The organism is Enterobacter sp. SA187, from assembly GCF_001888805.2.
GTDB lineage: Bacteria > Pseudomonadota > Gammaproteobacteria > Enterobacterales > Enterobacteriaceae > Enterobacter_D.
Map to the genome: position 1 here is coordinate 2,724,127 of NZ_CP019113.1, position 12,341 is coordinate 2,736,467.

Annotated in this window: 14 protein-coding genes; 8 read left to right on the forward strand and 6 right to left on the reverse strand. The window is 56.4% G+C overall.

Annotated elements, in window-relative coordinates; genetic code table 11:
* The first annotated feature begins 14 nt into the window (after positions 1-14).
* The 8 genes from rimK (at position 15) to rlmC (ending at position 7,747) form a co-directional block, all read left to right on the forward strand.
* Positions 15-917, forward strand: coding sequence for a 30S ribosomal protein S6--L-glutamate ligase (gene rimK / locus BMF08_RS12990; RefSeq protein WP_072567984.1), 903 nt, complete (start codon positions 15-17; stop codon positions 915-917).
* An 86-nt stretch (positions 918-1,003) separates the two neighbouring features.
* Complete coding sequence (locus BMF08_RS12995) at positions 1,004-1,483, forward strand: YbjN domain-containing protein (protein WP_072567985.1); 480 nt, start codon at positions 1,004-1,006, stop codon at positions 1,481-1,483.
* A gap of 347 nt (positions 1,484-1,830) precedes the next feature.
* A complete protein-coding gene (gene potF, locus BMF08_RS13000; protein WP_072567986.1) occupies positions 1,831-2,943 on the forward strand; it encodes a spermidine/putrescine ABC transporter substrate-binding protein PotF in 1,113 nt (370 codons plus the stop codon).
* 149 nt (positions 2,944-3,092) lie between these two features.
* Positions 3,093-4,226, forward strand: coding sequence for a putrescine ABC transporter ATP-binding subunit PotG (gene potG, locus BMF08_RS13005; RefSeq protein ID WP_099458754.1), 1,134 nt, complete (start codon positions 3,093-3,095; stop codon positions 4,224-4,226).
* Positions 4,227-4,235: 9 nt separating this feature from the next.
* A complete protein-coding gene (potH, locus tag BMF08_RS13010; protein WP_072567988.1) occupies positions 4,236-5,189 on the forward strand; it encodes a putrescine ABC transporter permease PotH in 954 nt (317 codons plus the stop codon).
* Entirely contained in the window at positions 5,186-6,031 is an 846-nt protein-coding gene (potI, locus tag BMF08_RS13015; RefSeq protein ID WP_072567989.1) for a putrescine ABC transporter permease PotI, read from the forward strand. The genes potH and potI overlap by 4 nt, the downstream gene beginning before the upstream one ends.
* Positions 6,032-6,112: 81 nt before the next feature.
* Positions 6,113-6,577: a YbjO family protein gene (locus tag BMF08_RS13020; RefSeq protein ID WP_072569426.1), complete on the forward strand. Its 465-nt coding sequence runs from the start codon at positions 6,113-6,115 to the stop codon at positions 6,575-6,577.
* A 42-nt stretch (positions 6,578-6,619) separates the two neighbouring features.
* Positions 6,620-7,747 (forward strand): 23S rRNA (uracil(747)-C(5))-methyltransferase RlmC, encoded by a 1,128-nt coding sequence (gene rlmC / locus BMF08_RS13025; protein ID WP_072567990.1) that lies wholly within the window; start codon positions 6,620-6,622, stop codon positions 7,745-7,747.
* A gap of 88 nt (positions 7,748-7,835) precedes the next feature.
* On the opposite strand, the gene artJ is transcribed toward rlmC, so the two are convergent.
* The 6 genes from artJ to BMF08_RS13055 all read right to left on the reverse strand — a co-directional run bounded on the left by artJ (position 7,836) and on the right by BMF08_RS13055 (position 12,325).
* The gene (gene artJ / locus BMF08_RS13030) at positions 7,836-8,567 is read right to left on the reverse strand and encodes an arginine ABC transporter substrate-binding protein ArtJ (protein WP_072567991.1); all 732 of its coding nucleotides are present in this window, start codon (positions 8,565-8,567) and stop codon (positions 7,836-7,838) included.
* 150 nt (positions 8,568-8,717) lie between these two features.
* Positions 8,718-9,386, reverse strand: coding sequence for an arginine ABC transporter permease ArtM (artM, locus tag BMF08_RS13035; protein ID WP_072567992.1), 669 nt, complete (start codon positions 9,384-9,386; stop codon positions 8,718-8,720).
* Complete coding sequence (gene artQ / locus BMF08_RS13040) at positions 9,386-10,102, reverse strand: arginine ABC transporter permease ArtQ (protein ID WP_072567993.1); 717 nt, start codon at positions 10,100-10,102, stop codon at positions 9,386-9,388. Before artQ ends, artM begins: the two co-directional genes overlap by 1 nt.
* A gap of 6 nt (positions 10,103-10,108) precedes the next feature.
* The gene (gene artI, locus BMF08_RS13045; RefSeq protein WP_072567994.1) at positions 10,109-10,840 is read right to left on the reverse strand and encodes an arginine ABC transporter substrate-binding protein ArtI; all 732 of its coding nucleotides are present in this window, start codon (positions 10,838-10,840) and stop codon (positions 10,109-10,111) included.
* 19 nt (positions 10,841-10,859) lie between these two features.
* Positions 10,860-11,588, reverse strand: coding sequence for an arginine ABC transporter ATP-binding protein ArtP (gene artP, locus BMF08_RS13050; protein WP_072567995.1), 729 nt, complete (start codon positions 11,586-11,588; stop codon positions 10,860-10,862).
* A 221-nt stretch (positions 11,589-11,809) separates the two neighbouring features.
* Positions 11,810-12,325 carry a lipoprotein gene (locus tag BMF08_RS13055; protein ID WP_072567996.1) on the reverse strand — a complete coding sequence of 172 codons (516 nt, stop codon included), beginning with the start codon at positions 12,323-12,325 and terminating at the stop codon, positions 11,810-11,812.
* Positions 12,326-12,341 lie beyond the last annotated feature (16 nt).

Here is a 12,341-nt window from a genome sequence, read left to right on the forward strand (position 1 = left end):
CAGAGAGGTGCAGGGTGAAAATTGCCATATTGTCCCGGGATGGAACGCTCTGGTCGTGCAAACGCCTGCGCGAAGCCGCGATACGTCGCGGTCATCTCGTCGAGATCCTCGATCCGCTGTCCTGTTATATGAATATCAGTCCGGCGGCGTCGTCCATTCATTATAAAGGCCGTCAGCTGCCCTTTTTTGACGCCGTGATCCCGCGCATTGGCTCGGCCATCACCTTTTACGGCACCGCCGCGCTGCGCCAGTTTGAAATCCTTGGCAGCTTTCCGCTGAATGAATCCGTTGCCATCACCCGCGCCCGGGACAAGCTGCGCTCGCTGCAACTGCTGGCGCGCCAGGGCATTGACCTGCCGGTGACCGGTATCGCCCACTCGCCGGATGACACCAGCGATCTGATCGACATGGTGGGCGGCGCGCCGCTGGTGGTGAAGCTGGTGGAAGGGACGCAGGGGATCGGCGTGGTGCTGGCGGAAACGCGGCAGGCGGCGGAAAGCGTCATCGACGCCTTTCGCGGGCTGAACGCGCATATCCTGGTGCAGGAGTATATTGAGGAAGCGAAGGGAACGGATATTCGCTGCCTGGTGGTGGGCGATGAAGTGGTCGCGGCTATTGAAAGGCGGGCCAAGCCGGGGGATTTCCGCTCTAACCTGCATCGCGGCGGGGCGGCTACGGTGGCGAACATTACGCTGCGCGAGCGGGAAATTGCCATTCTGGCGGCGAAAACCCTCGGCCTCGACGTGGCGGGCGTGGATATTCTGCGGGCGAACCGTGGGCCGCTGGTGATGGAGGTTAACGCCTCGCCGGGGCTGGAAGGCATTGAAAAAACCACCGGCGTGGATATCGCCGACCGCATGATCGCCTGGATCGAGCGCCAGGCCACGCCGGATTTCTGTCTGAAAACCGGCGGCTGAGCGGTTTATCGACTTCGGCAATGGTATGGATCGGCATTTTTGCGTAAGCTAATGGCCGCATAATTTTTTAAGAGGTAGCACATTCTATGGATTCACTCGTCGTTCCCGGTCTGGACACGTTACGTCAGTGGCTTGACGAGCTGGGCATCAGTTTTTATGAGTGTGATACCTGCCAGGCATTGCATCTGCCGCATATGCAGAATTTCGACGGTATTTACGATGCCAAAGTCGATCTGGTTGACGACATTATTCTCTTCTCGGCGATGGCGGAAGTGAAGCCCTCGGCGCTGCTGCCGCTGGCGTCAGATCTGTCGGCCATTAACGCCAGTTCACTGACGGTGAAAGCCTTCCTGGATATACAGGATGATAATCTGCCAAAGCTGGTGGTTTGCCAGTCTTTATTCGCCGCGCCTGGCATTACTTTTAAACAGTTCTCCTGGTTTATGCGCCAGAGCGAAGAACAGATTTCCATGGTGATCCTTGAGGCCAGCGCGCATCAGATGCTGTTTACCAGCGAAGAAGAGGATCCGAACGCCGACGCCGCGCCGCACAATTTTCTTCACTAAGCGCCCCTGATTTAAACGCAGTCGCTGCCATGGCGGCTGCATAATTCCTCGTTTTATTCTGCTTTTAACTATTCTTTAAAGAATATTTCACCCCACTTCAGGCCGTTTCGGCTTATCACATAGACTGATCGTGCATAAAAAATTAGTAAAAGGCGTTTTTTAATCTGACCTATAGCCTCGAACCCTGGCTACAGTTATTCTTGCGGGGCTTCAATAGCATGCAGCGTCTGCCGGATAATTCAAATTATCCGTTGCAGCGGTGAGTGACAAACTATGCACGATTCTTGCATAGCGTAAAGGCGACGATTTAGTTCGAATGTTAACGAACTTTCCAGAAGGAATGAGATATGACCACCCTGAATAAAAAATGGCTGTCTGGTCTGGTTGCGGGTGCACTGATGGCGGTCACTGCCGGCACCTTCGCCGCTGAACAAAAAACGCTGCATGTCTATAACTGGTCTGACTATATTGCGCCGGACACGGTAGCGAATTTCGAAAAAGAGACGGGCATTAAAGTCGTCTACGACGTGTTCGATTCCAACGAAGTGCTGGAAGGCAAATTAATGGCCGGCAGCACCGGTTTTGACCTGGTGGTGCCGTCCGCCAGCTTCCTTGAGCGTCAGCTGACCGCTGGCGTGTTCCAGCCCCTCGACAAGAGCAAACTGCCGAACTGGAAGAACATGGATCCTGAAGTGCTGAAGCTGGTGGCGAAGCACGATCCGGAAAACAAATATGCGATGCCGTACCTGTGGGCGACCACCGGCATCGGTTTTAACGTCGATAAAGTGAAAGCGGCGCTGGGCAAAGACGTGCCGATCGACAGCTGGGATCTGGTGATGAAGCCGGAGAACCTGGAAAAACTCAAAAGCTGCGGCGTGGCTTTCCTGGATGCCCCGGAAGAGATTTTTGCCACCGTGCTGAACTATCTCGGCAAAGATCCGAACAGCTCGACTGCCTCTGACTACAGCGGGGCGGCCACCGATCTGCTGCTGAAACTGCGTCCGAATATCCGTTACTTCCACTCGTCCCAGTATATTAATGATCTGGCGAACGGCGACATCTGCGTGGCCATCGGCTGGGCAGGGGATGTCTGGCAGGCCGCTAACCGCGCTAAAGAAGCGAAAAACGGCGTGAACGTCTCTTACATCATTCCGAAAGAGGGCGCGCTGGCGTTCTTCGACGTCTTTGCGATGCCAACGGATGCGAAAAATAAAGACGAAGCGTATCAGTTCCTCAACTATCTGATGCGTCCGGATGTGATTGCCCACGTCAGCGATCACGTGTTCTATGCCAACGGCAACAAAGCCTCCACGCCGCTGGTGAGCGCGGAAGTGCGTGACAATCCGGCAATCTATCCGCCAGCGGACGTGTTCGCCAAGCTTTACACCCTGAAAGTGCAGGATCCGAAAATCGACCGCGTCAGAACCCGTGCGTGGACCAAAGTGAAAAGCGGTAAATAACGTCATTTGAAACAGTTGCCCGGTGGCGCTTCGCTTACCGGGCCTACAAGATCGCAGGACCGTAGGCCGGGCAAGCAAAGCGCCGCCCGGCGATACGCACCATGCCGGTGCGTTTGCACTCATATTTGTTCTATGCCGGAGAGCACCCCGTGAATGAGGCTACCCCCCGCCCACAGGCGAAGTCCCGCAAGGCGTTGACGCCGCTGCTGGAGATCCGAAATCTGACCAAATCCTTTGATGGTCAGCACGCTGTCGATGATGTCAGCCTCACTATTTATAAAGGCGAGATCTTTGCCCTGCTGGGGGCGTCCGGCTGCGGTAAATCCACGCTGCTGCGTATGCTGGCCGGTTTTGAGCAGCCCACCACCGGGCAGATTATGCTCGACGGCGTCGATCTCGCCCATGTGCCGCCGTACCTGCGCCCGATCAATATGATGTTCCAGTCCTATGCGCTCTTTCCGCATATGACGGTGGAGCAGAATATCGCCTTTGGCCTGAAGCAGGACAAGCTGCCGAAAGCGGAAATCGCCAGCCGCGTCGCCGAAATGCTCAGCCTGGTACACATGTCGGAATTTGCGAAGCGTAAACCGCATCAACTTTCCGGCGGCCAGCGTCAGCGTGTGGCGCTGGCGCGCAGCCTGGCGAAACGCCCGAAGCTGCTGCTGCTGGATGAGCCGATGGGCGCGCTGGATAAAAAACTGCGCGACCGTATGCAGCTGGAAGTGGTGGATATTCTGGAGCGCGTCGGCGTCACCTGCGTGATGGTGACCCACGACCAGGAAGAAGCCATGACCATGGCCGGACGTATCGCCATCATGAACCGCGGTAAGTTCGTGCAAATCGGCGAGCCGGAAGAGATTTACGAGCATCCGACCACCCGCTACAGCGCCGAATTTATCGGTTCCGTGAATGTCTTTGAAGGGCTGCTGAAAGAGCGTCAGGAAGACGGCCTGGTGATCGACTCGCCGGGGCTGGTGCATCCGCTGAAGGTCGATCCCGACGCCTCAGTGGTGGACAACGTGCCGGTCTACGTGGCGCTGCGCCCGGAAAAAATCATGCTCTGCGAAGATCCCCCTGCCGATGGCTACAACTTCGCTTTAGGGGAAGTGGTGCACATTGCCTATCTTGGCGATCTGTCGATTTATCACGTGCGCCTGCACAGCGGGCAGATGATCAGCGCGCAGTTACAGAACGCGCACCGCTACCGCAAAGGCTTACCGACATGGGGCGATGAAGTACGCCTGTGCTGGGATGCCGACAGTTGTGTGGTACTGACGGTTTAAGGAGCGGCGATGAGTATACCTGAAGCACCGGCTCGTGCTGGCAAGCCGGGCGGTTTTACGCTGTGGCTGGCGCGGATGCAGATGAGGCACGGGCGCAAGCTGGTGATTGCCCTGCCATACATCTGGCTGTGCCTGCTGTTTCTGCTGCCGTTTTTGATCGTATTCAAAATCAGCCTTGCGGAAATGGCGCGCGCGATCCCGCCTTATACCGATCTGATGGCATGGGAAGACGGGCAGCTCAGCCTGACGCTGAACATTAATAACTTCCTGCAGCTGACCGACGATCCGCTCTATTTTGAAGCCTATCTGCAGTCGTTACAGGTGGCGGCGGTTTCCACGCTCTGCTGTCTGGCGATTGGTTATCCGCTGGCGTGGGCGGTGGCGCACAGCAAACCCTCGACGCGTAACATCCTGCTGCTGCTGGTGATTTTGCCGTCCTGGACCTCGTTCCTGATCCGCGTTTACGCCTGGATGGGGATCCTGAAAAACAACGGCGTGCTGAATAACTTCCTGCTGTGGCTCGGGGTTATCGATCAGCCGCTGACCATTCTGCACACTAATCTCGCGGTCTATATCGGTATCGTGTATGCCTATCTGCCGTTTATGGTGCTGCCGATCTACACCGCCTTAACGCGCATTGATTATTCGTTGGTGGAAGCCTCGCTCGATCTCGGCGCGCGTCCGCTGAAAACCTTTTTCAGCGTCATTGTGCCGCTGACCAAAGGCGGGATTATTGCCGGATCCATGCTGGTGTTTATTCCGGCGGTGGGTGAGTTTGTCATCCCGGAACTGCTGGGCGGCCCGGACAGCATTATGATTGGCCGCGTACTGTGGCAGGAGTTCTTCAATAACCGCGACTGGCCGGTGGCCTCGGCGGTGGCGATCATCATGCTGTTGCTGCTGATTGTGCCGATCATGTGGTTCCACAAGTATCAGAGTAAAGGCACGGGAGACCACGCATGAACAACTTACCGGTAGTGCGCTCGCCGTGGCGTATTTTGATCCTCGTGCTAAGCTTCACCTTCCTGTACGCGCCTATGCTGATGCTGGTGGTTTACTCGTTCAACAGCTCAAAACTGGTGACGGTATGGGCAGGGTGGTCGACCCGCTGGTACGGCGAGCTGTTCCGTGATGACGCCATGATGAGCGCCGTGGGATTAAGCCTGACGATTGCCGCCTGCGCGGCGACCATGGCGGTGTTCCTCGGCACTATCGCGGCGGTGGTGATGGTGCGTTTCGGGCGTTTTCGCGGCTCGAACGGCTTTGCCTTTATGATCACCGCGCCGCTGGTGATGCCCGATGTCATCACCGGTCTGTCACTGCTGCTGCTGTTTGTAGCGCTGGCCCATGCCATCGGCTGGCCTGCGGATCGCGGGATGCTGACCATCTGGCTGGCGCACGTCACCTTCTGTACGGCTTATGTGGCGGTGGTGATCTCGGCGCGATTACGGGAGCTGGACAAGTCCATCGAAGAAGCGGCGATGGATCTGGGCGCAACGCCGCTGAAAGTGTTCTTTATCATTACGCTGCCGATGATCATGCCGGCGATTATTTCTGGCTGGCTGCTGGCCTTTACGCTCTCCCTGGACGATCTGGTGATCGCCAGCTTTGTCTCCGGGCCGGGCGCGACCACCTTACCGATGCTGGTGTTCTCCAGCGTGCGTATGGGGGTCAATCCGGAAATCAACGCCCTGGCGTCGATCATCCTTGGCGTGGTGGGAATTGTTGGTTTTATCGCCTGGTATATTATGGCGCGGGCAGAAAAGCAGCGAGTGCGTGACATCCAGCGTGCAAGACGCGGCTGATGGCACTAAAATCTCGTTAAGAACGCAATGCCGCGCCTGTCGCGGCATTTTTTTCGCAGGGAAGATAACGCATTGGATTTAATGAGCAAAAGACCAGGGATGCATGCCCGGCTCAACGTCCCGGCGCTGGTACAGGTGGCGGCTATCGCCATCATCACCACGCGCTGCGTTGACCTGATCATGCTCTTCGACCTGCTGGGCGTGCGCGGCGTGGTGGACTTTGTCCGTCGCAGCGCGCAGACCTGGGATCTGACGCTGATTTTTCTCGGCAGTCTGGTGCTGCTGTTTGTCGAATTTTACTGTGCGTTTTCCATGGGCAAAGGGCGTAACTGGGCGCGCTGGCTCTATCTCTGCTCGCAGATTGTGGCGACCGGTTATCTGTGGGCGGCATCCCTCGGCTATGGCTATCCGGAACTGTTCAGCATCGCCGGCGAATCGAAGCGCGAGATCCTGCACTCGCTGTTTATGCAAAAACTGCCCGATCTGCTGATCCTTTTTCTGCTGTTTGTGCCCTCGCCAAGCCGACGCTTTTTCCATCTGCGTTAACGGTGGTACAATCCCGGCCCCGCAAATTTTAAGGTTTTCATCATGCAGTGCGCACTCTATGACGCCGGGCGTTGCCGATCCTGTCAGTGGATCGAACAGCCCGTCGCCCGACAACTCGATGCCAAAATGGACGACCTCCGCACATTGCTGGAAGGTATGCCCGTAGCCGGGTGGTGCGCACCGGTAAGCGGCCCGGAGCAGGGCTTTCGTAATAAAGCGAAAATGGTGGTCAGCGGCAGCGTGGAAAAACCGCTGCTCGGTATGCTGCACCGTGACGGCACGCCGGAAGATCTTACCGGCTGCCCGCTCTATCCGGCCTCGTTTTACCCGGTCTTTGCGGCGTTAAAGCCTTTTATCGCCCGCGCGGGCCTCACGCCCTACAACGTGGCGCGTAAACGCGGCGAACTCAAATATCTGTTACTCACCGAAAGCCAGCAGGACGGCGGCATGATGCTGCGTTTTGTGCTGCGCTCCGACGCCAAACTGGCCCAGTTGCGCGCAGCGCTGCCGGAATTGCAGGCGCAGCTGCCGCAGCTGAAAGTCATCACCGCGAATATTCAGCCGGTGCATATGGCGATCATGGAAGGGGAGCAGGAGATTTTTCTCACCGGGCAACAGGCGCTGGCCGAGAACTTTAACGGCGTGCCGCTGTGGATCCGCCCGCAGAGTTTCTTCCAGACCAACCCGCAGGTGGCGGCAAGCCTTTACGCTACGGCGCGGGACTGGGTGCGGGCGCTGCCGGTGACGCATATGTGGGATCTGTTTTGCGGCGTTGGCGGTTTCGGTCTGCACTGCGCCACGCCGGAAATGAAGCTGACCGGTATTGAGATCGCCCCGGAAGCCATCGCCTGCGCCAGAGAGTCAGCCCGGGCGCTGGGGCTGCAAAACATACAGTTTCAGGCGCTGGATTCGACGCGTTTCGCCACCGCGCAGGGGGAAGTGCCGGAACTGGTGCTGGTCAACCCGCCGCGTCGTGGTATCGGCAAAGCGCTGTGTGATTACCTGAGCCGTATGGCCCCGCAATTTATTATCTATTCCAGCTGTAATGCGCAGACAATGGCGAAGGATTTGCGCGAACTACCGGGTTACCGCATCGAGCGTGTGCAGCTGTTTGATATGTTCCCGCATACCGCGCATTACGAAGTGTTGACGTTATTGGTACGGGAGTAATGCCGGGTGGCGCTGGCGCTTACCCGGCCTACTTAATGATGTTTTCCCTGGCCCGGCAAGCGGAGCGCCGCCGGGGGGAAAGGGCATCTTACTGCGGGAACCACTGGTCGCTGATTTTCTGATAAGTGCCATCGGTTTTAATGGCTTTCAGGGCGGCGTTCAGTTTTTCCAGCAGGGCTTTATTATCCGGGCGCACGGCAATACCGAGGCCGGTGCCGAAATACTGCGGATCGGTCACTTTCGGCGTGGCGGTGCCCAGCTGCGGGTTGGTTTTCAGCCATTCGTTCACCACCGCGGTATCACCAAACACGCCGTCGATACGACCATTTTTCAGATCGATAATCGCGTTCTGGTAGCTGTCATAGGCCACGGTTTTCACTTCCGGATGCTGATCCTGGAGGTATTTCTGATGCGTGGTGCCGTTTTCCATGCCGATGCGTTTACCTTTCAGCTCTTCAAAAGATTTAAACGCGCCTTTTTTGGCAATCACCACCGCTGAGTTGGCGTAGTACGGCTCGGTAAAGGCCACCTGCTTGCTGCGATCCGGGGTAATGTCCATGCCGGAGATCACCGCGTCATATTTTTTAAACTTCAGCGCCGGGATCAGGCTGTCAAAGGCGTGGTTAGTGAAGGTGCACTCTGCCTGCATCTGTTTGCACAGCGCTTTCGCCAGATCGATATCAAAACCGACAATCTGATTGCTGGCATCCAGGGATTCAAACGGCGGATAAGTGGCGGAAACGCCGAAGCTGATTTTGTCGGCGGCGCTGGCACCGGCTGCGAAGGTGGCAAGAATAGCGGCCAGAACTAACTTTTTCATGGTGGAACTCCTGTCTGTCAGTCTTATTGTTTTTACCGTATCTGCGGCATGGGTTAACCATGCCACTTAATGAATTTATATGCAATATAATTGATTAATTATATTTCTGCGGGCGTAAAAAAGGCGGGTTGCCCCGCCTGTTTTTAAGCATTAGTTTCGCCGTTCAAAAGCCAGCGCCCGACGCTCGATAAGACGCATCATTAACGTCAGTAAACCATTTACAATCAGATAGATAAGTCCGGCTGCGCCAAACACCATCACATCATACGTCCGGCCATACAGCAGCTGTCCGTGGCCCATGACTTCCATCAGTGTGATGGTATATGCCAGCGACGTGCTTTTGAATACTAATACCACTTCGTTGGAGTAGGACGAGAGGGCGCGTTTAAAAGCGTACGGCAGCAGAATCGCCAGCGTATCTTTTTTACTCATCCCCAGGGCTGAGCAGGACTGCCACTGGCCCTCCGGAATGGCGCGAATGGCCCCGTAAAACAGCTGCGTGGTATAGGCGGCGCTGTTCAGCGACAGGGCCAGCAGCGCGCACAGCCAGGGTTCGGAGAGCAGATGCCACAGTACCGGATATTCCTGTAGCGTCGGGAACTGTCCCGGACCGTAGTAAATCAGGAAGATCTGCACCAGCAACGGCGTACCGGTGAACAGCGTAATGTAACCGCGCACAATCCACACCAGCACCGGCGTTTTCAGCGTCAGCACAATGGTAAATAGTAGTGCCAGCACCAGCGCCACCAGAATGGACGCCACGGTGAGCGTCAGGCTGGTGTGCAGCCCTTTCATCAGTTCAGGTAAATACTCAAGCATCAGTCGGCTCTCCGCTCAAAACGTGTCGCGCGCAGGTCAATGCGTTTGAGGATGTACTGACTGAGCAGGGTAATGACCAGGTAAATGGCCGCCGCCACGATATACCAGGTAAAAGGCTCCTGAGTACGGGTGGCGATACTGCGGGTCTGCAACATCAAATCGTTCACGCTGATCAAGGATACCAGCGCCGTGTCTTTCAGCAGCACCAGCCACTGATTGCCCAGCCCCGGCAGCGCATGACGCCACATCTGCGGCATCACCAGACGGAAAAAAATCGCGCTTTTCGACAGGCCCAGCGCCTGGCCGGATTCCCATTGCCCCAGCGGAACGGCTTTCAGTGCCCCGCGCAGCGTCTGGGAGGCGTAGGCCGCGTAGAGCAGCGACAGCGCAATGACGCCGCACAGGAACGGGCTGACATCAAAGTTTTCAATCTGCATTTGCAGCGGAATTTGCACCACGCCCAGATTGAGCGTGAAGCCGTCAGATAACATTAACAGCAGCTGTGAGGAGCCAAAATAGACAAACAGCACCACCAGAATTTCCGGCAGGCCGCGCAAAATAGTGACCAGCGCCGATCCCGCCCATGCGACGGGACGCCATTTGACGGATTCCCATACCGCAAACAGCATCGCCAGCGCGAGGCCAATGATCAGCGCACAAACGGCAAGGCCGACGGTCATCCCGGCGGCGCTTGCTAAAGGGAACATGTCATTCATCAAGGATTACTTCTGGAACCATTTGTTATAGATGTTCTCGTAGGTGCCATCTTTCTTCACTTTATCCAGCGCAGCGTTGAATTTCTGCTGAAGTTCAGTGTTGCCCTGACGAACAGCAATGCCGAGGCCGGTACCGAAGTAATCTTTATCGGTCACTTTGTCGCCCACGGCGGCCAGCTTGTCACTGGCTTTCAGCCACTCGGTCACCACCGCGGTGTCACCGAATACCGCATCAATACGACCATTCTGCAGATCCAGCTTCGCGTTCTGATAGCTGTCGTAAGGCACGGTGGTGATTTCCGGGTGCTTATCGGTGATGAATTTCTGGTGCGTGGTACCGTTCTGCACGCCGACTTTTTTGCCTTTCAGCGCGTCAATGCTGGCGAATTTACCTTTCTGACCAATGAACAGCGCGGAGTTGTCGTAGTAAGGCTTAGTGAACAGCACCTGCTTTTCACGCTCCGGCGTGATGTCCATACCGGCCATCACCGCGTCGAAACGACGGAATTTCAGGCTCGGGATCAGGCTGTCAAAAGCCTGGTTGGTGAAGGTACAGGTCGCATCGATCTCTTTGCACAGCGCGTTGGCCAGATCGACGTCAAAGCCGACAATCTTGTTACTGGCATCCGTGGATTCAAACGGAGGGTAGCTTGCTTCGGTGGCGAAACGAATAGTCTGGGCAGCACCGGCGGAGAGGCTGACGCTGGCGAGCAGGGCGGCAATCAGTACTTTTTTCATTGTCATAGTCCCGAAAAGATCAGTGAGATAAGTAGTGTTTAAAAGCATCGGTCTGCGGCGCGGCAAAGCGGCTGGCATCCCCCTGCTCGATAATATGACCATTTTCCATGTACACCACGCGGCTGGCGGTCTTGCGCGCCACTTCCACTTCGTGGGTCACGATCACCTGGGTGATATTGGTTTCCGCCAGTTCGCGGATGATGCTCACGATCTGCGCGGTGATTTCCGGGTCGAGCGCGGCGGTAGGCTCATCAAACAACAGCACCTGCGGCTCCATCATCAGCGCACGGGCAATAGCCACGCGCTGCTGCTGACCGCCGGAGAGGTGCAGCGGGAAACGATCGCTGTAGGGTTTGAGACGCAAACGCTCAAGCAGCTTTTCAGCGCGCGCCAGCGCCTGATCTTTGCTCAGACCCAGCACGCGGCAGGGGGCTTCGATCAGGTTTTGCAGCACGGTCAGGTGCGGCCATAAATTGTATTGCTGGAACACCATGCCGACGTTCTGCCGCAGGCTGCGGATCGCTTTGTCAGACGGGGCCTTTGAGAAATCGAACTGATTGCCGGCAATAGTGAGCGTGCCGGAGCGCGGCATCTCCAGCAGATTGAGTACGCGCAGCAGGGAGCTTTTGCCTGCACCGCTTGGGCCAAGCAGCACCAGCGTTTCGCCCTCAGGGCAATCCAGGTTGATATCGAACAGCGCCTGATGTGCGCCGTAGAAACAGTTAATGCCGTTTAATTGAATACTCATCGAGGCAATCTAATAGCTATTGAGGCCGCAAATAGTAACGTTGACAGAATAGTTATGCAATATTTCTGCGTGAAAAGGTAAATATAAAGCGCATCCAGTAATAAAGTTAGCACAAAACCCTGGACGTGGTGTGATGCAGGTAGAAATGTCGGCATTCACCGCGGAATGCCAGACATTTTACGGGGGTTAACAGATTTAACCCGTTAATGATGCATAATTTATCAGCGATGCTCGACAGACTGACGCAGCGATCCGGCAGGCGCGTGAGCGTTGCCGCCCAGATAACGCACATCATCAACCGCCCAGCACTGACCTTCACGGATCATCAGCACTTCGTCCTGCCACGTCTGGCTGCCCTGGGTGAGGGTGACGCGCAGCGGAATATTGCGGGCATCGGTGTTAGGGATGGTTGAGGCGCTGCTGACGCTGGCGGTTTCCGGCTGGGTGGTGCGGCTGGAGAACGGATCGCTGCGCAGGAAGGCGGTGTTTTTGGTATCACGGCTGGCGTCGGCCAGCAGCTTCGCCAGATCGTCGCTCAGGTACGGACGCAGCGCGGTAGCATCAGTGCTGCGGTTCTGAATACGAAAATCGTAGAACTTTTGTGCCACACTGTCAGGACCGCCTTCGACACAGGGGCCGCTGCGTGTGCCAATATCCTTGAACGCGGGGGTTACCGTTGTACAGGCGCTCAACGCCAGCGCGCAGGGTACAATGACGGATAAAAATGAGTAGCGCATAATGATTTCCTTATTA

Coding starts and splice junctions, on each gene's coding strand:
- BMF08_RS12995 (WP_072567985.1), top strand. CDS start 1,004: ATGGATTCACTCGTCGTTCCCGGTCTGGACACGTTACGTCAGTGGCTT.
- potF (WP_072567986.1), top strand. CDS start 1,831: ATGACCACCCTGAATAAAAAATGGCTGTCTGGTCTGGTTGCGGGTGCA.
- artQ (WP_072567993.1), bottom strand. CDS start 10,102: ATGAATGACATGTTCCCTTTAGCAAGCGCCGCCGGGATGACCGTCGGC.
- rlmC (WP_072567990.1), top strand. CDS start 6,620: ATGCAGTGCGCACTCTATGACGCCGGGCGTTGCCGATCCTGTCAGTGG.
- BMF08_RS13020 (WP_072569426.1), top strand. CDS start 6,113: ATGAGCAAAAGACCAGGGATGCATGCCCGGCTCAACGTCCCGGCGCTG.
- potH (WP_072567988.1), top strand. CDS start 4,236: ATGAGTATACCTGAAGCACCGGCTCGTGCTGGCAAGCCGGGCGGTTTT.
- artP (WP_072567995.1), bottom strand. CDS start 11,588: ATGAGTATTCAATTAAACGGCATTAACTGTTTCTACGGCGCACATCAG.
- BMF08_RS13055 (WP_072567996.1), bottom strand. CDS start 12,325: ATGCGCTACTCATTTTTATCCGTCATTGTACCCTGCGCGCTGGCGTTG.
- artI (WP_072567994.1), bottom strand. CDS start 10,840: ATGAAAAAAGTACTGATTGCCGCCCTGCTCGCCAGCGTCAGCCTCTCC.
- potI (WP_072567989.1), top strand. CDS start 5,186: ATGAACAACTTACCGGTAGTGCGCTCGCCGTGGCGTATTTTGATCCTC.
- artM (WP_072567992.1), bottom strand. CDS start 9,386: ATGCTTGAGTATTTACCTGAACTGATGAAAGGGCTGCACACCAGCCTG.
- artJ (WP_072567991.1), bottom strand. CDS start 8,567: ATGAAAAAGTTAGTTCTGGCCGCTATTCTTGCCACCTTCGCAGCCGGT.